Source organism: Halomicroarcula saliterrae (genome assembly GCF_031624395.1).
GTDB classification, from domain to species: Archaea; Halobacteriota; Halobacteria; order Halobacteriales; family Haloarculaceae; genus Haloarcula; species Haloarcula saliterrae.
The window spans coordinates 110,148-132,906 of sequence record NZ_JAMQON010000008.1 but is presented as its reverse complement, the minus strand read 5'-3'; the positions used below and the strand labels follow the sequence as shown (position 1 = coordinate 132,906).

Genomic DNA, 22,759 nt, shown 5'->3' with positions numbered 1-22,759 from the left:
CCGTGCGTGCGCGAAGCTGGTGGCTCGAATTCCGTGAAATCATCCTCAAAGCCACCGTCTACAACCTTCGCCGGAGCGTCCGATATCCGTGAAATCCAGCGCAGTGTACCGAAACTACAGAGCCGAAAGAGTTGATATATGAATGTGCAAACCGACCATTGGGTATTGTGAAATAGAGATTGGTGTTACGGGTCAGTATCCCGGCAGAGTCGCAATAACCCCAATCACACCAATGAAAAATCCGGCAAGGAGTAACCAGAAGGAACCATCGCCTGCGAAGACACCAATTATACTCAATTGGAGAGCAAAGAGTACAAATGCGATTCCTCTAAGAGTGGCAAGAATGTCAGACCGGACATCGCCATTATCACTCATAGAGCAGAGTGATTTTCACCTGTATTTCAATTTTGGCATCAAGTCTGGCCCGTGATGGCTATTCTGTGTTCGTTCGGTCGCTCTTTAATCTGTACTGACCACTGGTCATCCATTCTGACCGGCGATCTGGAATCTGACTATGCGCCCGGTTTGAACACATAGTAGAGAGAGCAGACACGCTGTGAGAACGGTTCTATGACACTCTCGACAAGTGTATACTCCCGTTGCTTTACTTTCACCATAGTTGTCGTGGACTTATAAGGAATCCACTCCAAACACAACCTACGTGACGGGAACCGCTGCACGGGCACCAACAAATTCACGATGGGAACGAATTGGCCCGCCGATACGTCTCGATAGTGCTGGCTACGTATCAACGCCCAAAGACTACGAGGTTGAAGGCCTCTACGCCACCAGCACTGACGGTGCCATCACGGCCCACTCGTTGGATCTGACGTTCCGGGAGATGGTAGATGGAATTTTGAAATCGTATCCGTATGAGCAACAGTATCGCTACGACCGCTCTACATCACTTGAAGACCTTGTTGCCAACGTTCCTGCGAGTTATCTCTGCTTCTATGATTCATATGATCACGCTCAAGGTGAACCCAAACCTTGGAGCGCCGTCTTCAAAGCGCACGTTCTCCGGTGCGTGAAGGGATGGAAAAACTCGACAGCACTCTACCGCTACCTGAAACAGAAGCCATTCCTCTGCACACAGCTCGGCTTCGAAGATATTCCCGACCAGTCAACGCTCTGGCGAGCGTGGGACGACCGCCTCACCGACGTGCAGGATGCCGTCCGTGACGCTGCCGAGGTCGTTGTAGACATCGCTCGGTACCACGATATCTCCGCTCCCGAACCGGAGTTCCTACCCAACCAGCCGACCGAGGCGGTCACAACATCGAAAAGTAAGGACACGCTCGCCCGCGAGAAGGCACGACAGGTCTGGAAGGGTGCGAAGCCTATCGTCACCGATTGCTTCAATCTCGACCGCGCCAGTAACGCCTCCGTTCCAGAAAGTGCATTTTGGGAGCAACACGCCTACATCGGGATGCGGACAGACATGCACGCCAACGACGGCGCACAGTCGTTCACGGAGGATACTACCCGGCAGCGAACACCATCCGGTGACTCCCATCGTCTCCAAACGAAGACACTCGGTGTGGCTCGCGTCCGGCGGATGCTCCGAGAAACTGCTCGCACGCTCGTCGCCCGCGCAAAGTCCAAGGACAAGATGGGCCGCGAGGTGACGGCAGCCATAGACATCACGAAGGGCCAGCCGTGGGGCGGTGAGGTCGAGCGCGACCGTAGCGGAAGCAATACCGACCCATGGATACTCGGCTACAAAGGCGACGACGGGCCGTACTTCCAGTGGGCAGTCATCAAAATTGTCGGCCACGACGTTCCGTTGATTCTCGACGCCGTACCAGTCCAGCGTGGCCGCAGTCGAGCAGACCTTGTTGACGATCTGCTTGACGGTGCGACCGACATCGTGCCTGGTCTGGATCTCGTGATGATGGACCGTGAGTTCGCCCACGACGGCGTGAAGGACGCTTGTGAGAAACACGCGGTCTCGTATCTGAACCCTGGTATGGTCCGCTCCAGCAGTGACCATGAGAGTAATATTGCACGCATGGCGGCCGCTGACGAGGACTTCAACGTCGTTGTGCAGGAGCGACTCGACGATGGCCCAACGCGGAAGGCCGTCTATCTCCCCAAGCGTGAGTGGGAACGGGAAGAAGAGAACGACGATGGTCCGGACATAACGATTCGCCAGGAATTGCTTGAGGACTTCAGTGATGTTGGCGACACCAAACCCTTCTCGGAAGGTAGCGACAGTGACTCTCCATTAGGAAATCTACTTGATGATATACGGGAAGAGGAAGATATCGAGGAACCGGACCGGGTTGACGCACCGACAGTTCCGTTTGAGACGAATCTGGAGTTCGTGGAGAGTGACCCACAGGACGAAGCGGAGATGAAACATCAAGTCGGCCGCCTGATGTCGAAATACAAGCGTCGGTGGGGAATCGAGAACGGCTTCAAGAAACTGAAGACGTTCCTTGCGGAGACGAAGTCACCAGATCACCGTTATCGGTACTTCAACTTCGCGTTCGCCTGCGTACTGTACAACTGTTGGCGGCTCGTGGACATCCTAGTCCAGATGGAGATGGACGGTGAGGTTTCTGACGAACCTGCGATCACGGCGAACTCGTTCCTAACACTGGCGAAGAAAAGCTACGGGCTTGACCCACCCGACTAATCTCGCTGTTCCTTACGGGCTTATTGATTCGTGAGCGGCGGCGCTGTCCTGAACGCGGCTATCATCGATATTTTGTGACCGAAATTCAATAGGTTTCTCAGAAGCACACTCTTGGAGACTCGGTGAATATAATTACAGCACTTCTATGTGCGAAACCTATACATCATAGAGCCATATTCGGAGGATCAGAGAAGCTCACTCGATATAGCGTCTACTTGTTTATCGTCATTCGTTGGCCGAAACTCGACGGCAATGCCGTTCCCGTACGGAAACACGGGCCTTTCGAAGGTAGCAAGGACATCAGCAGTATGCTCTATCTTTGGGATCGGTTCTTCGTGGGCAACAGATGCCGACGGAAAGATCTCCCTGAGCTTCATTGCCGCAACGGTTTTCATTTTTGCTTGAACAGTAGATTCTCCCGGACACATCGACCCCGCAGGATGAAAGAAATGCTCTGCAACAAAGTTACCACGATTATAATGGGAGCTTCGAACGCGCAGATTGCACTCACACAGTGGGCACAGGACGTGGTCATTTACCCCGACGTCGAGCGGAAGGACACGATCTCCGTCGGGATTCATTGCTAGATAGGGCATTACAATCGGTGACGAAAGTCTCTCTTCGCAAGCTAGTACGTGATACGATGAGAAATACAGAATAGACCGTTCAGGTCCAGAACCTCATAATATCCACACATACGCACTATCGGGAGTCCTCGCCAGACTGGCTGTAGCTCAACTCTGATGAGAAGGCGACTTCACACTCACGTCTACCCGCACCGATAGTCAAACACCCTCCAATGGTGCAGCTATCGTCGAAGCACCCTCCTAAAGGCTGAAAATGATTTGCTCATTTTCTGCGGGTCAGACTTGATGAGTATGCTTGTCGCTGTGGTATATCGATGGCTGAGGTATATATCAGTACCTGTCAACCTCTCGGAACTGATATTCACCAGAAGCGATGTGGGCAGTAAGTGGGTTATCTTCAAATCTATTTGTTGCGCTGATTCAAAACAATCTCCTCAAGATCATCATGATCTAGACCAGCCTTGATCAGACCTTCAAAGAAGTGTTTGTGCTTCTCGATTTCTTCCTTGCCGTCGATCATCAGCTGGCCATTGATCTTCCGGTATCGCTCGTCGACTTTCTCCACGAGATCCTCTGAAATGTAAATCGCAGTATGCGGCCTCGACCGTCTGGTATCAGTATCCGATGAGTTAGAATCACCGGAGGTCTCACTGTCCGATTCGCTGTTTTTCGACGAGGTCTCGGTTGTCTCCTCTGCTTGTACCGCTTCTGTATTGTCCAAGTTATCCGTATTATCCGAAGACGCTGTCTCGTCGCCCGTTGAGGAGTCTTCATCCTCGTCACTGCTCTGAGGTTTATGCTCCTCAAACCGGTCCATCAGTGGGTTATCGTCGCTCATTGGTATTGCTCCAGGTGATCCGCGATACGGTCGTACGCTGCGATCACATCCTGCTGGGGACCGTCATCCCATGGATATCCGGCATCTTCAGGGTCGTACTCGAATATCGATGTCCGATATTCTATCGCGTGTTCTACGACATCGCGTTCGGGAACATCGAAGACATGGTCTTCACCGAAAGTCTCGAAAAACCACTCCTCGACCTCACGAGCGACATTACCTTGAGACGGAACTTCATTGAGTACGGCTCCAAGCGTCGTGATACTGTACTGGTCGAATTTCGCCTCGATTGTATCTATCTCCTCGAACAGTATCTCCAGACTGTCTCGCGCAATCGTGTTGGGATGACTCGGGAACAGGACGTTTTCAGCTGCTATTAGTGCCCCGTCAGAAAGTGGGCCAAGGTTTGGCGGACTGTCAATGACGATGAAGTCGTAATCTGTGTCCAGCCGATCTACGGCCTTTCGCAAAGATTCGTGGCCGCCAGCTTCGGAGTACAGGTATTTTTCGAGGTTGAAGTTCTTCAGGTGGCTTGGGACGATATCGAACTCTGCAGAGTCGATAATTAACTGGTCTAAATCATCATACGTGAGGTCGCCCATATCGCTGAGAACGTCAAACAACGCAAACTCACCAGACCGGTACTCCTCTCGAAGCCCCATTTTGAGTGTTGCACCCCCTTGTGGGTCGGCGTCGACGACCAGAACATCGTGGCCTCTGGCATTCAGCGCCCCTGCGGTATTGATACTGGTCGTCGACTTTCCAACGCCGCCCTTCTGCATTGATATTGTAACTCTAAACGTCATGGATTGTTTGTATTAGTCGTATTATCCGGATTACCCGTCTTATCCGACCCATCCGTGTTATCTACATTATCTCTCTGTGACAGCCAATCTTATAAAATTACGTCAGACACAGTATATACGGAGTGTTTAGCGTTCTAAGGGAACTTTGACCATACTGGATTATACGGATAATACGTATGTGAGGGGACTCTGGAACAGAGTGAAATACGGATAATCTATATAATCCAGATAATCAAGATAATCCGTCAGTCCACATGTCGGGGATAATTTGGATTACCTGGATAATCTGTTTAATCCAGCTAACATCAGTAATCCCGATTGCTGCGGATTATCCGTATAATCCATTGAGGCACAAAAAAGACGGAATCTACTCAGTAGAATCTTGATTATCAGATTGTGGGGCTTCGTCGAAGGCTTCAGCAGCGAGATCAGCGAGCTCTCCGGCCTCGATATGTGAGTAGTGCTCTCGAACAACCTGCTCAGAGTTATCCAGCAGTCGGGCAGCTTCACCATGTCCGTATTTTCGGACCATTACTTCACCAGCCGCTCGACGAGCCCCATGAGGAGCGAGATATCCGTGGGTGTCATCGTCTAATTCAATTCCCGCCCGATCAGTGAGACGCTTCATGACGTCGCGACCGCCATGCGTTGTCATCGCGGAGGGTGCTACCCCGTACTCAGCACAGAGTTCTATCATCGAGAGTTCCCCTTCAGAGACTTTTTCAAGGCGTATTTTTTCTATTTCTTCGTTATCGTACCCTCTCTCCAGTAGACTGTTAGAGAAGTCCTGAACGAGCGTTGAATACGAGAGCGAAGGGAAGACAGGCCAATCATCAGATGGTGGGTCCAGAACCTGCTTCAACCGTTCCAGGGAAGGTACAGCGGGTGCTGGCAGTGCTCGGTCATCCCAGCGCTGCTTCTTCGCGAGCACCTGGAGACTGTTATCCCCAAGCGAAAGGTCGGACCATCGTAGGCCATCTCGACCACGGCGGCCATCGTCGATGTCAGCAAGAATCTCAGCACCGCGAACACCGGAAAAGCAGAGCAAATTGACCAATGCTCGGTTTCGGCAGTCTTTGATCGCGGCTTTCGGGTCATCACTGATAGCGTCAATCGCGTTGTAGGCCTGCTCGTCGACATATGAAAGCAACTGCTCCCGGTGCTCACGGGACCACGCCTGTTGCTCACCCGATTTTCGTCCCGTGTCTTCTGGCAGCGGTTCCTTGGCCCGAGTGCGCTGGGCTGGGTTCTCTGAGAGATGCCCTTCCCGAGATGCCCATCCGAGGAAGCCCGATACGTGCGCGTAGTAGTTCTTGATAGTGCCTTCAGCCCAGCCTTGGCGGGAGAGATATCGAGCGTACTCTCGAAGGTCAGCGACAGACAGCTCCTCGAAGGTCGCAGGAGAACCAGGTCGGTCAGAGAGGAATTCGAGGAATCGGTCGATCTCACGCTCCGCGTGTCGTCGATAGTTCCCACTCTCACCGTCCCGCCCTTTTCCCTTGTCGAGCAGATAGTCCTCGACCACCGAGGAGATTGCGACGGCATCCGTCTCAGTGCCGTCGGAGCCTGTCTTTGGCTCGGATGGCATCAGTACGTCACTCCAGGAAGAGCGGTGTCCCAAGGTACTGGACCCGACAGAGGTGTTCGGGCGATATGATGGAGTTTAGCCGGGGTTCTGGGCCGAGACATGGTGTTCGCGTTGGGGGAGGGCGGCCATATTGAAAAAAGTGCTTACGTTTATTGGAGTAAACGTAAGCACTTCTGCTCAACAGAGATTTGCTCGAATTCGAGTGTTTGAGTACCCACAAAGGCTGTTTCTGCGCTAATTCGCAGTCAATATATCATATACCGCTATACTATTTTTCCGCGAGCCCGACTTCACAGTTTCGGAGGATAGCCCAGTTTCAGATCGAATTAACATCACTTCGTGGTTCTTCTCACCGACCAGTCCTGATTTGGATCCTTACCGATCGCATCTACTGGGCGGACGTGCGAAATTGCGTAGATTCTGCCGCTCCTGATTAGGGTTGTCACTCCCAAACGGCGGACTCAGGGGGATCAGCCGGTTAGTCGTGTGGAATCAACGACGAGGCAACGAGCTCAACACACTCACCCGCAGTAATCACAGGTGCGTAGTCCATCTCACCTCCCACACTCGCTTTCAGCAGGAAGTCGGTGAGCCGCCAGATATTGTACAAGAGGACCGCGAAAACGAAGTAGAACAAACGAATGCGGTAGTCTTTCGAGGAGGTCTTCGCGAGAAAATCACCTTTGATCGATTTGTACTCACTCTCGATCTGCCACCGGCGGCTGTAGCGCTGACAGAATGTCTCGGCTTCCTCAGGACCGACTCGTAGATTCGTCGCGAAGACGGCCGTTCCCTCCCCACTCGTCGACGGCACGTACAGGAGCCGCATTGGATGCGATCCAGATTCTACATGGATAGAAGCCGACTCAACAGCCACCTCTTGGTCGTCTCCCTCCATTTGTTCGAGCACATCCCGTTCGGAGCTTGAGACTCGCTTCGGAATGAGGTAGTTCACATCGAGGTTTGAGAGTGTCTGGAACACTTGTATCGAGTCAAACTCTCGATCACACAGCACCGTCTCGATCGGAACTTGTTCTTTCGCTTGTCGAACGAGCCGTCGCACAGTACGATGGATCTGATTCGACGGGTTCTCATCCCACTCGGAACTCTCACGGACCGGCTCAACCGCCAGAACGAGCGGGATGTTCTGCCCGATGATCGAGAGGGTTGCGAATTTGAATGCTCGACCGTCTCTGTCCTTGGTCCCGCTGACCATCGGCATTCCTTCGACCTCTCCGTAGTAGGGAATAGTCGTGATATCGATTGCCGCGGTGACCGGCCTTCGAAAGGATGCTTCTGAGGCGATCACGGAGAGCAAGCGATCCGTTGTCTCGTTGAATCCGTTCACGAGTTCTTCGGGATCGAACTGCTTGACGGCGCGGAGGTGGGTATCACCATGGGGGCTGTACTCTTCGCCATGGCGATATTGGAAGCGAGTCGCTCCCTGCGCAGTTCCACAGTGGACCATCCCCATGAACGTCTGTAGCTCAAAGAATTGTGTGTCCTCGTACGAGGCGTTCGACGCCCGACCAGAGTCGAAGTGACCGAAGGCGTGATCACGCGCGAGGCGCGTTGTCTGGATGATCTCCTCCTGTGAGAAGGATTTGTCTTCTACTGGATCTGCGGCTTCTTGCTCATCGTCGACGATCTCTGCCTTAGGCCGCACCTCCGGCGCTGAGATGTCGCGATCGTGGACTTCCTTGATGACGTAGTGGGCGGCTGTGGTGACGAACTCCCGGGTCGCCTCGTCGAACCGGTTACGCCAGGTCCGCGAGAGCACCGATTCGTCGGGGATTTTCTCCAAGTCGAAGACAACTGCGAGTTCGGGATACTGGGCGAGCGAACGGTAGCTTTCGCCAGTGAGTTCGCGGTAGAGTAACAAGCGTACCATCCCCTCGAACGAGTGCGGTGCTGGATGCCACTCTGGGTAGCCGTCATTGAGCGAATCGAACGGCCCCTCCAGAGTTCGAAGAGCCGTGCAGAGGGACTGATCGGCTTTGAGTGCCTCTGTGAGTGTCAACCCGACAAGGTAGGCGTCGGTCAATCGGTGCTCCTGAGAAGTCATGTGAGCTATCCCATCAGCCAGTCACACAAGCGGCGCGATCCCATCCTCTTTGCGCAGGAACCGCTGCTGTTGAATCGGTCAGCACAAACAAGTACTCTGTAAGTCTCCTGGTCCTGGAGTTCCTGGACTTTCTCGTCCTTGTCTTCGGGGAGGACCTCCGCGAACACCGTGTCGATGCCCAGTTCGTCGGCGACAGCATTGGCGACGTCCTGGGAGTCGCCGGTCAGCATCGCCACCTCGATGCCCAGATCGTGGAGTGCGTCGACGACGCGGAAACTCTCCTCGCGGATCACGTCGGCCATCGCGAAAGCAGCGATCAGCTCGCCGTCACGAACGAGATACACCACAGTCTGGGCGTTCTGGCCAGCCTCTTCAGCGAAGCGCTGGAGATGGTCGGGGATCTCGCTATCGAGCTGGGTCAACAGGTTCGGCCCGCCGACGTACACCTCGTTTCCGTCGACGGGCCGCTTCTCGAATGAACGCCCCGAATCTTCAGGGGTTCGGGGCATACAGGGCGTAGAGGATCGATAGCATCCCGGCGGCGGTGACGAGTGCTGCGACGAATCCTGCTTCGAAGATCGACACTTGGAGGAGTTCGAAGAGAACACCTTCGAGAAGGCCGCCCAGCCCGACCAGCGCGAAGCCGGCGGCGACGTACAGAAGCAACTGCGTGCGATGGCGCTGGTATCCGCGATAGGCCTGATAGGCGATGACGAGGGCCAATACGGTCGTGAACAGCTTGCCGATGACGAATAACGTGTGTTCCATGAGTCAGTCTCCCCGCATTTCCTCGAAGATTGACGTAATCCGGTCGGCGGGGTCCGGCCGGACGTCGATCTGCACGTCGAAGCCCTCCGCCTGCAGGAGGACTTCGACACGCTCGAGTCGCGCTTCGTACTCGCTGTAGTGCCGTCCGCCGGGGTCGACATGCGTGTACTCCTCGAGGAGGCCCTGTTCAACGAGGCGGGTGACACGCCGCGAGACGGTCGGGCGTGACATGTCGCATTCCTCGCTGAGTTCCTTCGCGGAGAGTCGGTCGGTCTTCGTCGCCACGAGGATGTCGCGGGCGTACTCGTCGTCGAGTGTCGCGAAGACCTCCGACGGGTCGGCCTCCTCAGTCACACTCCTCTAATCTCCACAGGAGGGTAATATAGCCCCCCGGTTTTCTGACTCAGCACGCCAGCTCGCTATTATATCGTCTCTACCCGCCTACTGATAGTTGAAGGTGCAATAATTATGTCCCCACTCGACTCCGGCATGAACCAGCTCGAGAGCAAAGTCGGCGGCCTGACCGTCGGCGGGAAAGTCCACAGCCTCAGCGCGTGGTTCGTGCTCGCGCTCCGTCTCATGATGGGCTACGCGTTCGCGTACTCCGGGTTCACCAAGATCACCGGCGAGTTCGCGGCCGGCGGCTACCTGTCGAACGTTGCCGCGACGAACGGCAACCCGCTTGCGGGCCTGTTCGCGTGGATGGGGTCGACGCCGTGGTTCGTCGAGTTCGCCAACGTCGCCGTCCCGTGGGGCGAGTTGTTAATCGGTCTTGGGCTGCTCGTTGGTGCGTTCGTCCGCCTCGCGGCGTTCTTCGGCGCGCTCATGATGCTCATGTTCTACTTCGGGAACTGGGACATGGGTCACGGGTTCATCAACGGGGACTTCGCATACATGCTCGTGTTCCTCGCGGTCGCCGCGTTCGCCGCGGGCCGCATCCTGGGCCTCGACCAGTACATCGAGAACTACGACGTCGGCGGCGAGACGCTCGTCGAGCGCTACCCCGCCCTCGAATACATCCTCGGCTAACCACGCCGAGACCTTTGGGAGTACAATAATGCAAAATCCAATTCAAGCACGCGGAATTCGTTCTCTGGGACTCATCGTCGTCGGAGCGCTGGCTCTGGCCGTCGTCGCCGGAATGGCGCTAACACACGCGACTGTCCCAGATGCAATGATGTGGGGCTGGCACGACGGCATGTGGAACGACGGCCACATGGCCGGATGGGGTAGCTGGGGCTGGGGGATGATGCTGTTCGGTCTCCTGTGGATGGCACTCCTCGTCGCCGTCCCCCTCGGTTTCATCTACTGGCTGGGGACGCGGTCGCAATCGAACGGCCCCGCCGAGGATAGCGCACTCGCCGTCCTCCAAGAGCGGTACGCCCGTGGCGAGATCGGCGACGAGGAGTTCGACCGCCGTCGCGCCCGTCTCAGACCAGATGATGGACGGTAGCGGCCGGTCGTTCCCTACTCGATGACTTCGGTTTTCACGACGGTTGCCGGACGAGTCGTCAATCGGAGAACACGGTTGGTGACACTTCCGAGTAACGCCCGATATTCGTCCGGCCGGCGTTTGGTACCGAGCACGAGGAGATCGGCGTCACAGTCGTCTGCGTGATTCACGATGGTCTCAGCGGGGCGGCCATGTTGCATCGTCGTCTCGACATCGACATCGGTCTCTGCGGCTCGACGTCGGAGTTCCGAAAGCGTCTCCTCGCCGTGTTCTTCGAGCCCGTGTTCGGGACCTTCGGCCTCGTCGACGTACTCGTCCCCGCTGTAGGCAGTCACGACATCCTCGTCAACGACGTAGAGCACGTGAAGGACCGCGTTGTGAGCGGCTGCGAGCTCGATCGCGTGCGTTTCAGCATCTTCAGACGCGACAGTTCCATCGGTCGACAGGAGAATTCGGTCGTACATTCAGTCGGAATTCGAAGGCGGTATCATAAATTGACTTCCAATTCTCTCCGCTCAAGAGTCACGGTAGCGGGTTCAGTATGGCCGCGTCAGCGGATGTGTCCAAGCACGACGGACGGACTCACTCGATACTGTGAACCATCAACGAGCTGTCCGTCAGTGGTCGTGCCCCTCCATCACCATCGGATGCCCGGTGGCGTTTTCGTCCGAGTTCTCCCCGAAGGTCTCCTTGCAGGTCTGCGAGCAGAAGTAGTACGTCTCGCCGTCGTGCGTCGCCGATGGCTTGCTGTCGTCAGTCCGCATGCCACAGACGGGGTCGCGGTACGGACCGGGCGCGCCGAGGCCTGTCTCGTGGCTGCACTAGTCGCGGCAGCGGGGATGCTTTCCATCCTGTATGCGCTCTATGCGCCGAATCCCTGAATATCCCACTCGGCAAAGTGTTTTAGTATGTCTTCATCTGACTTCCCTCTGGGATACGTCAAGTTCGACGATGTTCGAGAGTTGCTCCCAGAATCGACACCCATTCAGGTGTCAGAATCAGTCACACTGGAGACACTGCATCTTCCTGGTCCAGACCCAGCAATCGTATTTGTCCACGGTGGTCTCGGGTCACTTTGGAACCCGTACCCACAGCTTGACGCTTTTAAAGGGAGTCACAAACTAGTCACGTACGCGCTCGCCGGTAACGGACAATCGACCACACGCCAAGAGCAGACCCTTTCGGGACATGTTTCCGATCTCGCGAATATCCTCGATGAACTCGACATCGAGTGCCCTATCGTCCACGGCCACAGTTATGGTACCGCCCTCACAATCGAGTACGCGAAGCGCAACCCAACGGCCGGGCTCATTTTACATGCTGGGGGTGACCACGACCTAACACCCACGTGGGAGAAACCGCTCTTACGACTGTTTCTCGCACTCCAACTCTACAAGATTCCCGCGAATGACGCGCTCATACGGCAGTTAGCCTACAGCGTAGGCTTCCACGAAGGAACGTCACGTGCCGTTGTCGAAGACTTCCTGCAATCGAACCCACTTCCTCACCGTCGCTCAGCGTGGACGACTGTCACCGAGGCCTTCTGGGGGTACGACGGTCGCCCCGATATTGAGCGAGTCGATGCCCCAACGCTCGTCATCCACGGACCAGCCGACGGTATTGTTCCCATCGAGGTGGCACGCGGAACCGCGAGGCGGATTCCCGAGAGCGTTTTCTGCAGGCTACAGCGTACCGGTCACGTCGCTATGATAGAGCGCCCGAATGCGTATAACAGTCTGCTTGAAGCACTCATCAAGACGGTTCGAAAGGACCGGGATTTGGAAATGACGGTTCGAGAATCGGTCGACGAAAACGGTAGCGAAGTATCCGAAGTTCGCTAAGGAATCACGATCGTTCTGCAGCTTTAATCGCCCGTTCGAGATCGAACTGAAGGTCGGTATCGTCCTCGAGACCGACGCTCAGCAATTCCGGGTCGGCGACCGTCAGGTTGAACTCACCGACGGCGCGGCCATAGTGCAAGCGCGGTACCATTACGCCACTCGCATCACAGAGGTGGGGTCGTGGCTCGTCGACGAATCACTTCGGGTGCTCTTCGAAGAAATCACGACAGTCGGACGAACAGAAGTAGAACGTCGTCCCCTCGAACTCGGTGGTGATTTCGCTTGAGTCGCTGGCTTCCATATACCGCAGACCGGGTCAACTGGCATACCGGCAGTACGCCTCGCCCTTCCATAAACGTCAGTCGGCCAATTGCTACTGTGCGTAGGCTCCCTACTCGGTGTATACCGCGGGTTGTTTCTCGAAGCGCTGTCGACATTCTTCGCTACAGAGATAGTACGTCACCTCGTCGTGCCGGACTGAAGCTACCGCTTCGTCAACTCTAAGTTGCATACCACAGACGGGATCCCTCGGCATTCTGTTCACAGATCCGTCTCCAAGCCGATTGGGTATTTCGAAGTAGGTTGACGGGCACGTATTAAGGGCCGTCGGAAGAACTCTGTGCTAAGGCAATGTTTCGATTTCTTCTCCGTCTAATTCGTATTCTCGGGACGTTCACCCCGTTCATCCTACGCTTTCTCCGTGACCGGCATCGGTTTCTGATCGTCGGTGGGTCACGCACTGTGCCACGGGACCAGCACGAGCAGCGTGCCCGCCGTCTACGGGAGGCGATGCTCAACCTTGGGCCGACGTTCGTAAAGATCGGCCAAGTTCTCTCGACGCGCCCAGATCTCGTTCCGCAAGTGTACGCGGAGGAGTTCGCAGTGCTCCAAGATGCGATCCCGGCGGGTCCGTATCGCGAGATGATTCCGGCTCTCGCCGAAGACATCGGGTATCACTCGTACGACGACTTCGATCCCGAACCCATCGCCGGCGGATCGCTAGCACAGGTCTATCGGGCGACCTATCAGGGAGAACAGGTGGTCGTGAAAGTGAGACGACCCGGAATCAAGGACCTCATCGAGACCGATCTGCGCATTATTCGTCGCCTCGTTCCCCTTGCACTGTTTCTCGCACCTGATCGGTTCAGTTTCTCACTCCGGAACATGGCGGACGACTTTGAGCGCATCATTCTGGAGGAACTGGACTTCGAGCGGGAAGCTCAGATGATGGAGGAGATTTGTGAAAATTTCGCTGCCGACGAGAATGAGACCGTTACGATCCCACGCGTGTTTCGTGACGTCTGCTCCGAACGTGTCCTCACTATGGAGTACGCCGAGGGAATGAAGGTTACTGACCTCGAGGAACTCGAAGCGAAGGGCTACGATCCGGAGAACGTCGCTCGACGAGTGGCGAATGCCTACTTCACGATGGGACTCGACCACGGTGTGTACCACGGCGATCCTCATCCTGGTAATATCGCCGTCGACAACGACGGCCGCATCGTATTCTACGACTTCGGGATGAGCGGTCGGTTCACGCCGGCGATGCAAGCGAGCGTGATTAACCTCTATCTGGCCGCTGTCAATCGGGATGTCGAATCCATCATCGACGAACTTGTCGCCCTTGGTGCACTCGATCCCGACGCCGACAGGGCCGCCGTCGGTCACGTTCTCGAGTTAGTTATCGATGACCTCGAAGGGGGTGGTGACGTGAACTGGCAGCAGATAATCGACGTGGTCGTCGGAATGCTCCGAGAGTTTCCGTTTCGTATCCCGCCAGACGTGATGTTAGTCATTCGGGTGGGATCGATCGGTGAAGGCGTTCTCAGACAGCTCGATCCCGAGTTCGATATCCTCGCAGCTGCGCAGGCGTTCCTCCGCGAACACGGCTTCCTCCAGCGAGCAGCCCGGATGAAACTTGCCGAAGCTCGGTCCGACATCGAAACCTCCCTCTGGGCCCTCCTCCGGCTACCCACGAAATTGGATCGTGAACTGGACGCACGAGAACAGGAACGTACAGCGATACCTCAAGAGATCGTACAGAACCAACGACGCCAGACTCGTTCGATCGGGTACGCCATCCTCGCAGCAGGAACATTTGTAGCGAGTGGCCTCGCATTACCCGTAAGTCAGATCTCTGCTACTGTTGGGATCGTCGTCGCGCTCGGCTTCATCATTTTATTCATTCATTCATCAAGGCAACAGCGCCGATAATTGGGATCTCGAATATGGATACTCTCTATGACGCCTCAAACTATTTTGTGGCGTCTATGCGAAGTACCTGATATGCTCAAAGATAAAGTTGCGATCATCACTGGTGGTGCAACCGGGATCGGCAAAGCAATTGCTTCGAAGTACATTGATTACGGAGCCGAAGTCGTTATCGCAGGTCGCACGGAAGAAACCGGCCGAGAGACTGCCGAAGAACTCGGCTGTGAATTCCACCAATGTGACGTCACGGAGTATGAGCAGGTAGAGACCCTCGTCAACAGTACGGTTGACGAATACGGACAGCTTGACGTAATCGTAAACAACGCTGGGATTGGCCAAGTAGGGTCCATCGAAGAAGTGTCGCTCGAAGAGTGGGATACGGTTATTCAGGTCAATCTCACGGGGGTTATGTACGGCTCGCGGGCGGCGATCCCGTATCTCAAAGACCGTGAGGGGTGTATCATAATGACCGCAAGGCGGAAACCCGCGACTTTAGGCGCGGGAGGAAGCCGACAACACGGACACAAACCACGCTCGATGACAGGCTGATTCCCCACGCCAATCCGAATATTATAAACACATACTCCTACATATGAAGTACAGATGGTGGAAGACTCACGCACCCGAACCGTTCCCGTCAAACTCGACGTGGACGGGCGTGCCGCTGACCTCCTCCACCAGACAACTGACCACTTCCTCGACGCCGCCAACTACGTCGTAGACGTCGCGTGGGAACCAGACTGGAAAACCACCAGTAAACAGACACTCCACGACCTCACCTACTACGACGTTCGAGACGACTCGCCACTTCCGGCCAACCTCGTGCAAGCCGCACGAAATCGAGCCGCAGAAGCCGTCAAAGGCGTCGTTGAACGCTGGAAAGAGGGCAAGAAGGCCTCGAAACCACACTTTACGTCACGGTTCGCTAGCTATGATTCGAGAACCCTCACCATCAACGACGACCACGCAACACTCGCCACCATCGACGGGAGAGTCACCGCAGAGTTCGTTCTACCGGACGAACAGCGAGATACGCCACACTCGGCGTACCTGTTCAACGATGACTACGAGATGAAGGGAGCCACGCTCCACTACGACAATGTTGAGGACTGTTTCTACCTTCACGTGCGGACAAAGCCCGCCGTGGAGAACGATGAGGCCGACACAGGCGATGCCAAGCACGTCTCCGTCCTTGGTGTTGACCTCGGCATCACAAACATCGCAATCACCTCAACCGGCCAGTTCTGGAGCGGTGGCGAACTCAACCACTGGCACCGCGAATACGAGAAGCGACGGGGCGACCTGCAACAGACCGGCACTCGATGGGCACACGAGAACGTCCAACGAGTCGGTCGTAAACAGACTGGACGCTTCGAGCAGATGCTCCACACAATTTCGAATGAACTCGTAGCGGAAGCTCTCGAAAACGATTGTACGCACATCGTGTTCGAGCAACTCAAAGGCATCCGTGAACGCCTGCCTCACGCGAAGGCGGTTCACAAGTGGGCGTTCCACCGGCTCTACGAGTATATCACGTACAAAGCCGAGTCGGAAGGGCTTGTGGTGACACAGATTAATCCGGCGTACACGAGTCAGCGTTGCTCGAAGTGTGGGTTTACACACGAGGATAATCGTCCGCACAACAACGGGCAGGACGAGTTCGGGTGTCTAAAGTGCGGTTACGATGTTCACGCAGATTACAACGCGGCGAAGAATATCGGTTTGAGGTATCTCCGCGACCAGCAAAAGTCTGGACGTGGAGGCGCACCCGTAGGCGTGCGCTTGAACAGCGGGATGATGACCGTGAACGGCGAATATTCGCCTACTGTGTTGCACAGTTAGAACGGGAGTCCACGCTGAATGCCACGGCGTGAACGCCGTGGTAGCTTACTAACGTCGCGTCGATTTATGGCCTCGTTGGTGGTCCTGGATCACCTGCCTATTCGGCAGCAAAAGGTGGTGTCGTGAATTTCACACGAGAGCTCGCCATTGACTACGCCACAGAAGGGGTACGTGTCAATAGTATCTGCCCTGGATTCGTTGAAACGCCGATGACAGACGACTACCTCGACCAGGAACAGTTCTACGAGTTCGTCCGAGACGAGACACCCATGCAGCGAGTGGCCGAACCCGAGGAGATTGGCGGCATTGCGATGTTTCTCGCCTCTGATGAGGCGTCGTACATCACGGGTACAAACATTCCTGTCGACGGAGGCTGGACTGCCCACTAGTAACTACGGTCGCACATTCACCCCGCTTGGCTCCAACATCACGCTGGATATCAGTCGGATAGTAGCAGCGCAAAACGTGCTACTGTCCACCGAAGCCAAGCACCGTTACTCCCTGCGTTGCCTCTCTGAATTGAGGAACTGCCGCCATATTATTTAGTCTCTCTAACCAATCCCCCAGTATGGAACAGAATCGATCCGATCTCACACTACGTGTTGGGAGTATCGCCGACGAGTCAGTTGGCCGCGTTACTCCGGATACGTCGGTAGCAGAGGTCGCCCAAACGATGGTCGCGCAAACCAAATGTGCCCGCTACGTCGTTGTGGAAGAAAACGACCAGCTCGTGGGCATCATTACAGATCGAGATTTGATTGGCGCGCTCCTCACGCCAGATAGTGAGTTCAACGTTCTCGCAACGGATCAGAGCGAATCCAACATAACCGCCGGAGATGTGATGACCTCCGACCCCCTCACCGTAACGCCTGAGGCGGAGGTACCGAGGGTACTGCGACAAATGAACGAGGCGGCTGCCCGCCATGTTCCCGTTGTCGAAGATGGCTCAGTTGTGGGGATCGTCACCCTTGACGATCTCATCACTCACCTCGCGGGAGAAGCTGCCCATGTCTCCGCACAGATGGACAATCTCTCCGGGATCATCCGGTCAGAGTCCCAGAGAAAGTAACCACCGCATCTGAGACTCTCGATACATGTCTTTTTCGTGACTGACATCAAAAGGGAGACATGGCCGAACCACGGATTCTAATCCTCGGTGGACCAGGTGCTGGAAAGGGGACGCAGAGTAGAAAGGCCTCTGAGGAGTTTAATGTAAAGCATATCACTACCGGGGAGCTCCTTCGGGCAAATAAGGACAGGGATATTTCAGAATTTGAATCAGAGTATGATGTCCCGCGCATATATATGGATCAAGGTGAGCTTGTTCCGGACGAGGTTGTCACTCTGCTCGTTAAAGAGGCTCTATCGCAAGTCAATGGCTTTGTTCTGGATGGGTATCCCCGCAACGTAGAACAGGCTGAGGAACTCAATAATATGACCGACGTTGACGTTATTCTATATCTTGACGTAGACGAGGAGGAACTTGTTCAACGACTCACGGGTCGCCGTATAGACCCAAAAACAGGGGACACTTATCATATAAAATACAGTCCACCTGAAGATCCTGAAGTTGAAAAACGACTTGAGCAGCGGGATGACGATACCGAGGAGACAGTCCGTGAACGTCTACGTGTATTTCGTGAGACCACTGAACCAGTTATTGAATACTACGAAGAACGAGGTCAACTGGAACGTGTCGACGGAAAACAGTCTCCTGATGAAGTCTGGGTTGACGTAAGGAAAGCGATTGAAAACGCGCAATAGATCGCGAAAAAGTTGGTGTGAGCGTTACTATACCGGGCATCACCTAGCAGATCTGCACAGTTTACACACTCGTACCCGGCGAGTCTGTAGTTGAGAGGGCGCGATCTTGCTGAGGTGATCTCAGCGATGTTCGATAAAAGCCGACCATCATACCGTACGAATTAGAACTTGGAACGGTTATTGGCCGAAAAACGATCCAGTAGGCAATTATGGGAGGGCTCTCCGAACCGATGAAGAGCCTGTCAGCAGACGCTGCCCCGTCAAGAGAGCGGATCTCGTCCTTCATACTCACCGCTCTCACCATATTCCGGCCGTTGGAAACCACCCTCACGGTAGACATCGAACTCACCCCGCTCGATGTCGTCCTGGATGATGTCTGCGGTCGTTTCGTCGACGCTCACGAAGTGACACAGCGGATGCCCTGGGTACGCGACTGCGTTCTCGAGGACACCGACGACGAGGCCAGTTGACGGTGCACGAACGACTTCGACTTCGTCTTTGAAGTGATCGGAGATAGTGAACAGTTGTTCCCCGCCCTCAACGAGTGGCTGTGGGCCCCACTTCATCTCGACGAGTCCGCCGGTGGCAGCACGAAGCCACGTCTTCTCACCGTCGCGTGCGACCACACGCGTCCACCCAGGCCAAGAGACCGGCCGGTCTGGCAGAACCTCATGTTCAGCGAGGACACTCGCCACGCAGTGAAGGGCGCGTTCGAGATGCGTCGATTGGAACCGGTGGGCGCGCCCCATCTCCACAGTTACGGTCGGAACCCCCGTCTTCGATGCTGCCTTTCGGAGCGTCCCGTTTGAGCCTTCACCGTCGAGAATCACGCTCGTTCCGAATGCACGGGCGATGCGTTCGACGTCAGAGTCGCGCATATCTGCCCGAACGTGATACATCGTCGTCCTGTTGCGCGTCGAGGTGTGGAAATCCAGCCCTAGGTCGCACTTCGAGACGAATTCCTCGAAGATAGTATGGGCGAGACGTTTCGCCATCGTTCCCTGTGGATTCCCGGGGAACGACCGGTTGAGGTCCTCGTCATAGATCGGGATGTAGCGCTGTTGGGCCATGAATCCCGGGACGTTCAGTACGTGGAGGCAGACGAGTGCCCCGTGGATGTCCGGGGGACCGTAGGTTTCTGCGACCTCTTGGACGATCTTGATGCCGTTCAGTTCGTCGCCGTGCACGGCAGCACTGAGGAACATCGCCGGGCCATCATTCTCTCCGTTGACGACCGTGACCGGAATGTCGATCGGGTCGCCGTGGAAACTTGTTCCCACCGAATAGCGGAACTGGCGCTTCTCTCCGGGTGAGATGGTTCGGCCGCCGACCTCAATCGGTTGTGTCGCGGGTCCAGTCATTGAGAATCACTCTCTGACTGCTCTGAATGTGCCTGCGCTGCACGTCCACTGGTTCTACCCAGGAATCGTGGAACCGCCTCGCAGTATGACTCGTATTCACCCCCGTACTGCTCGCGGAGCCACGGCTCTTCGGCGAGTGGTGCGAGCAGGAACCACACGATTCCACCGATAGCGAGAATGACCGTTTGAATCGAACCTGCGAGGAGGCCTCCGCTGGCGAGCATGGTGATGAACCCCACGTACTGTGGATTGCGAGAGAAGCGATACGGTCCCTCAGTTTGAAGGTGGCCTTCGAGACCACTGCTCTCCCAGAATCCGAGTGTCCACATCGCCCAGATAGACAGCGCTGTGCCTGCTACGAAAACAAGCACACTGACGAGTTGCACCACCACCGGTGGTTCGTACCAGTGCCACCAGTCGAGGTATGCAATGCCGACCAGACCCACGACGTATAGCGTCCAGGCTGTCCAGCTGACCCAGAACGTCCAGTTCCGCGTCCCGTGCGGCCAGAACCGGAATGTCGGACTGACGATGGTGGCAAGGAGGCCACCCAGTAGGAGTCCCCCGGATAGGAGACTGACGCTGAACAATGTCTGTGTCGCCTGGAGTGCCATAGGGATCACGCACCAATGTCGGGCACGGAAATATCGGCGCTGCGGAGACGACGGGCGTTGATAGCGACGATGATTGTCGAGAGAGACATGAACACCGCGCCGATCGCCGGCGACAGCAGGATACCGATAGGCGCGAGGACTCCGGCAGCGAGTGGGAGCGCGAAGACGTTGTAGCCGGTCGCCCAGACCAGATTCTCCTGCATCTTCCGGTAGCTCGCCTTCGAGAGCTTGATGAGACGGACGACATCCAGGGGATTGTTGTCGACGAGGATGATATCGCCCGACTCGATGGCGACGTCGGTCCCTGAACCGATGGCAATACCGACATCTGCTCGCGTGAGCGCCGGCGCGTCGTTGACGCCGTCGCCGACCATCGCGACCAGTTTCCCCTCGGACTGGAGCGCTTCGACTTTCGTGTCCTTTTCGTCGGGGAGTACCTCCGCGAAGTACTGGTCGATGCCGAGTTCCTCCGAGACAGCCCGTGCAACGTCTTCGGAGTCGCCGGTGAGCATTGCCACCTCAATATCCATCGCGTGTAGCGCCTCGATGGCCTGCCGGCTTTCCTCCCGAATAACGTCCGCGAGCGCGAATGCTGCAACGACTTCGGATTCGTCGTGAACCAGGTAGATAACCGTCTCTGCGTTCGAGCCAGCTTCCTCCGCGAAGGCAGCGATTTCGTTGGACCGCTCGATACCGAATTTCTCGATCAGGTTCGGTCCACCGATATGAACCGTCTCGCCGTCCACAGTGGCTCTGACGCCGAGACCGCGGAAATTCTCAAAGTTCGAAACCTTCGCTCGCTGGATATCCCGTTCCTCGGCGGCGTCTCGGATGGCGCGAGCGATCATATGCTCGGAGTCACCCTCGACACCAGCGGCGACTTCGAATGCTCGCTCTTCAGTCCAGTCGCCTGCCGTCTCAACACCGACGACGCCCTGTTCGCCCTTCGTGAGGGTCCCGGTCTTGTCAAACATCACCGTGTCCAGATTTCGAGATTCCTCCATGGCGATGCGGTCGCGGATGAGCATCCCGTTTTGGGCAGCCGTGGAAGTGTTGATCGCGACCACGAGCGGGACGGCAAGTCCAAGTGCGTGGGGACACGCGATGACCAGGACCGTCACGACGCGCTCGAGGACGGTGATGTTGTACCCGACCGCGACGACCCACGCGACGGCAGTAATCGCCGCGACGCCGAGTGCAATATAGAACAGCCAGCCAGCTGCCTTGTCGGCGAGCAACTGGGTTCGAGATTTGGACTGCTGGGCCTCGTCGACCAGTCGCATGATGCCCGCCAGCGTCGTCTCGTCGCCGGTCTTCGTGATTTTGACGCGGAGACTCCCGTCCTGGTTGACCGTCCCGGCGACCACCTCTGATCCGGGCTCCTTCCCAACTGGTCTGGATTCGCCGGTAATCATCGACTCGTCAACGGACGACTCGCCCTCGACGACTTCGCCGTCGGCAGGCACGCTCGCGCCCGGGCGAACGAGCACGACATCGTCCTCGCCGAGTTCGGAGACGGGCACTTCCTCGGTATCTCCACTCTCGGTGATACGCTCGGCGGTATCGGGCATGAGCTTCGCGAGTTCGTCCAGCGCCCCCGAGGCCGCCCGGACCGACCGCATCTCCACCCAGTGGCCCAGCAGCATGATGTCGATCAGCGTGACGAGTTCCCAGAAAAACGGTGTCGTCCCTTCGAGAAACAGACTCGCGATCGAGTAGACGAACGCCACCGATATCGCCAGCGAGATGAGCATCATCATCCCCGGCTCGCGGTTTTTCAGTTCCGTCCGGGCCATCGAGAGGAAGGGCACGCCACCGTACGCGAAGATCACGACCGCAAGTACCGGCGTTATCCACGTACTCCCGGGGAACGTAGGGGCCGTATAGCCGAAGACGTCCTGAATGAATTCGCTGAAGACGATGACCGGAATCGAGAGGACGAGCGACACCCAGAACCGCCGCCGAAACATCGCCTCGTGGCCTGAGTGATCCGTGTGATCGCTGTGATCCCCGTTTCCACCCCCGTGTCCCTTCTCGTGGGCGTTACCACCATGGTCGTGCTCGTCGTGTACGTGCTCTGCTTCTGTAGAGTGAGCGTGCTCGGCCGCAGCGTGGCGGTGCGCGTGTTCGGCTTCGTGGTCGTTATGTGCGTGTTCGTCCGTGGATTCGGACTCCGTGGTGGCGTCTGCCGCAGTGTGAGTGTCGTCCTTCGGGAGTTTGGACTCCGGCTCGGATGACGCGTGGGCTGATGCTCGTGGTTCCGACTCTGCTTTCAATCGGCAAATTCGACAACAGTAGACGGGTCCTTCGGATTGATGCGAGGGGTGCCCCTCTTTAGAGGGATTTTCGGATGTCTCGTGGTCTGGATTGTTGCTCATGG

At 56.1% G+C, this 22,759-nt stretch carries 24 protein-coding genes and 3 pseudogenes; 11 read left to right on the top strand and 16 right to left on the bottom strand.

Features of this window, described 5'->3' with window-relative positions:
• Positions 1-92 (top strand): annotated as a pseudogene (locus NDI56_RS20880) (IS5/IS1182 family transposase); the annotation flags it as partial.
• Between the two features lie 100 nt (positions 93-192).
• Here NDI56_RS20880 and NDI56_RS20875 read toward each other — a convergent pair.
• Positions 193-375, bottom strand: coding sequence for a hypothetical protein (locus NDI56_RS20875; RefSeq protein WP_220589738.1), 183 nt, complete (start codon positions 373-375; stop codon positions 193-195).
• A gap of 451 nt (positions 376-826) precedes the next feature.
• Here NDI56_RS20875 and NDI56_RS20870 point away from each other — a divergent pair, with 451 nt between their 5' ends.
• Complete coding sequence (locus NDI56_RS20870) at positions 827-2,641, top strand: transposase (protein WP_220589812.1); 1,815 nt, start codon at positions 827-829, stop codon at positions 2,639-2,641.
• Between the two features lie 185 nt (positions 2,642-2,826).
• On the opposite strand, the gene NDI56_RS20865 is transcribed toward NDI56_RS20870, so the two are convergent.
• The 8 genes and pseudogenes from NDI56_RS20865 to NDI56_RS20830 form a co-directional block, all read right to left on the bottom strand.
• The gene (locus NDI56_RS20865; protein WP_310921688.1) at positions 2,827-3,018 is read right to left on the bottom strand and encodes a hypothetical protein; all 192 of its coding nucleotides are present in this window, start codon (positions 3,016-3,018) and stop codon (positions 2,827-2,829) included.
• A gap of 613 nt (positions 3,019-3,631) precedes the next feature.
• Positions 3,632-4,066 carry a DUF8160 family protein gene (locus NDI56_RS20860; protein ID WP_220589739.1) on the bottom strand — a complete coding sequence of 145 codons (435 nt, stop codon included), beginning with the start codon at positions 4,064-4,066 and terminating at the stop codon, positions 3,632-3,634.
• Positions 4,063-4,872: a ParA family protein gene (locus NDI56_RS20855; RefSeq protein WP_310921687.1), complete on the bottom strand. Its 810-nt coding sequence runs from the start codon at positions 4,870-4,872 to the stop codon at positions 4,063-4,065. The genes NDI56_RS20860 and NDI56_RS20855 overlap by 4 nt, the downstream gene beginning before the upstream one ends.
• A 367-nt stretch (positions 4,873-5,239) precedes the next feature.
• The gene (locus NDI56_RS20850; protein WP_310921686.1) at positions 5,240-6,460 is read right to left on the bottom strand and encodes a tyrosine-type recombinase/integrase; all 1,221 of its coding nucleotides are present in this window, start codon (positions 6,458-6,460) and stop codon (positions 5,240-5,242) included.
• A gap of 478 nt (positions 6,461-6,938) precedes the next feature.
• Positions 6,939-8,525, bottom strand: a complete 1,587-nt coding sequence (locus NDI56_RS20845) for a transposase (RefSeq protein ID WP_310921684.1) — start codon at positions 8,523-8,525, stop codon at positions 6,939-6,941.
• 47 nt (positions 8,526-8,572) lie between these two features.
• A pseudogene (locus tag NDI56_RS20840) lies at positions 8,573-8,986 on the bottom strand (HAD-IC family P-type ATPase); the annotation flags it as partial.
• 31 nt (positions 8,987-9,017) lie between these two features.
• Entirely contained in the window at positions 9,018-9,293 is a 276-nt protein-coding gene (locus NDI56_RS20835) for a DUF7521 family protein (protein ID WP_115819498.1), read from the bottom strand.
• 3 nt (positions 9,294-9,296) lie between these two features.
• Complete coding sequence (locus NDI56_RS20830) at positions 9,297-9,647, bottom strand: ArsR/SmtB family transcription factor (RefSeq protein WP_006183485.1); 351 nt, start codon at positions 9,645-9,647, stop codon at positions 9,297-9,299.
• Between the two features lie 114 nt (positions 9,648-9,761).
• Here NDI56_RS20830 and NDI56_RS20825 point away from each other — a divergent pair, with 114 nt between their 5' ends.
• Together NDI56_RS20825 and NDI56_RS20820 are read left to right on the top strand one after the other, a co-directional pair.
• Entirely contained in the window at positions 9,762-10,322 is a 561-nt protein-coding gene (locus NDI56_RS20825) for a DoxX family membrane protein (protein ID WP_115819499.1), read from the top strand.
• A 28-nt stretch (positions 10,323-10,350) separates the two neighbouring features.
• A complete protein-coding gene (locus tag NDI56_RS20820; protein WP_115819500.1) occupies positions 10,351-10,746 on the top strand; it encodes an SHOCT domain-containing protein in 396 nt (131 codons plus the stop codon).
• Between the two features lie 14 nt (positions 10,747-10,760).
• On the opposite strand, the gene NDI56_RS20815 is transcribed toward NDI56_RS20820, so the two are convergent.
• Positions 10,761-11,210 carry a universal stress protein gene (locus NDI56_RS20815; RefSeq protein ID WP_115819501.1) on the bottom strand — a complete coding sequence of 150 codons (450 nt, stop codon included), beginning with the start codon at positions 11,208-11,210 and terminating at the stop codon, positions 10,761-10,763.
• Between the two features lie 153 nt (positions 11,211-11,363).
• Positions 11,364-11,561: pseudogene (locus NDI56_RS20810) on the bottom strand (YHS domain-containing protein); the annotation flags it as partial.
• Between the two features lie 93 nt (positions 11,562-11,654).
• Between NDI56_RS20810 and NDI56_RS20805 the strand changes: the two are divergent.
• Positions 11,655-12,587 carry an alpha/beta fold hydrolase gene (locus NDI56_RS20805; protein ID WP_310921681.1) on the top strand — a complete coding sequence of 311 codons (933 nt, stop codon included), beginning with the start codon at positions 11,655-11,657 and terminating at the stop codon, positions 12,585-12,587.
• 4 nt (positions 12,588-12,591) lie between these two features.
• Here NDI56_RS20805 and NDI56_RS20800 read toward each other — a convergent pair whose 3' ends face one another.
• The gene (locus NDI56_RS20800) at positions 12,592-12,738 is read right to left on the bottom strand and encodes a hypothetical protein (RefSeq protein ID WP_310921680.1); all 147 of its coding nucleotides are present in this window, start codon (positions 12,736-12,738) and stop codon (positions 12,592-12,594) included.
• Positions 12,739-12,783: 45 nt separating this feature from the next.
• Positions 12,784-12,888, bottom strand: a complete 105-nt coding sequence (locus NDI56_RS20795) for a YHS domain-containing protein (protein WP_310921679.1) — start codon at positions 12,886-12,888, stop codon at positions 12,784-12,786.
• A gap of 440 nt (positions 12,889-13,328) precedes the next feature.
• Here NDI56_RS20795 and NDI56_RS20790 point away from each other — a divergent pair, with 440 nt between their 5' ends.
• The 6 genes from NDI56_RS20790 (at position 13,329) to NDI56_RS20765 (ending at position 18,404) form a co-directional block, all read left to right on the top strand.
• Entirely contained in the window at positions 13,329-14,801 is a 1,473-nt protein-coding gene (locus NDI56_RS20790; protein WP_310921678.1) for an ABC1 kinase family protein, read from the top strand.
• 72 nt (positions 14,802-14,873) lie between these two features.
• Positions 14,874-15,347: an SDR family oxidoreductase gene (locus tag NDI56_RS20785; protein ID WP_310921677.1), complete on the top strand. Its 474-nt coding sequence runs from the start codon at positions 14,874-14,876 to the stop codon at positions 15,345-15,347.
• Positions 15,348-15,401: 54 nt separating this feature from the next.
• Entirely contained in the window at positions 15,402-16,640 is a 1,239-nt protein-coding gene (locus NDI56_RS20780) for an RNA-guided endonuclease InsQ/TnpB family protein (RefSeq protein WP_310921676.1), read from the top strand.
• A 62-nt stretch (positions 16,641-16,702) separates the two neighbouring features.
• Positions 16,703-17,029 carry an SDR family NAD(P)-dependent oxidoreductase gene (locus NDI56_RS20775; RefSeq protein ID WP_310921689.1) on the top strand — a complete coding sequence of 109 codons (327 nt, stop codon included), beginning with the start codon at positions 16,703-16,705 and terminating at the stop codon, positions 17,027-17,029.
• 179 nt (positions 17,030-17,208) lie between these two features.
• On the top strand, positions 17,209-17,709 hold the full coding sequence (locus tag NDI56_RS20770; protein ID WP_310921675.1) for a CBS domain-containing protein: 501 nt from the start codon (positions 17,209-17,211) through the stop codon (positions 17,707-17,709).
• Positions 17,710-17,768: 59 nt separating this feature from the next.
• On the top strand, positions 17,769-18,404 hold the full coding sequence (locus tag NDI56_RS20765) for an adenylate kinase (RefSeq protein ID WP_310921674.1): 636 nt from the start codon (positions 17,769-17,771) through the stop codon (positions 18,402-18,404).
• A gap of 260 nt (positions 18,405-18,664) precedes the next feature.
• Here the strand turns inward: NDI56_RS20765 and NDI56_RS20760 are convergent, their stop codons facing one another.
• From NDI56_RS20760 to NDI56_RS20750, 3 genes are read right to left on the bottom strand one after another with little or no spacing between them, the layout of a single operon-like run.
• The gene (locus NDI56_RS20760; protein ID WP_310921673.1) at positions 18,665-19,765 is read right to left on the bottom strand and encodes a succinylglutamate desuccinylase/aspartoacylase family protein; all 1,101 of its coding nucleotides are present in this window, start codon (positions 19,763-19,765) and stop codon (positions 18,665-18,667) included.
• Entirely contained in the window at positions 19,762-20,379 is a 618-nt protein-coding gene (locus NDI56_RS20755) for a methyltransferase family protein (protein WP_310921672.1), read from the bottom strand. The genes NDI56_RS20760 and NDI56_RS20755 overlap by 4 nt, the downstream gene beginning before the upstream one ends.
• A 5-nt stretch (positions 20,380-20,384) precedes the next feature.
• Positions 20,385-22,757, bottom strand: coding sequence for a copper-translocating P-type ATPase (locus NDI56_RS20750; RefSeq protein ID WP_115819512.1), 2,373 nt, complete (start codon positions 22,755-22,757; stop codon positions 20,385-20,387).
• Positions 22,758-22,759 lie beyond the last annotated feature (2 nt).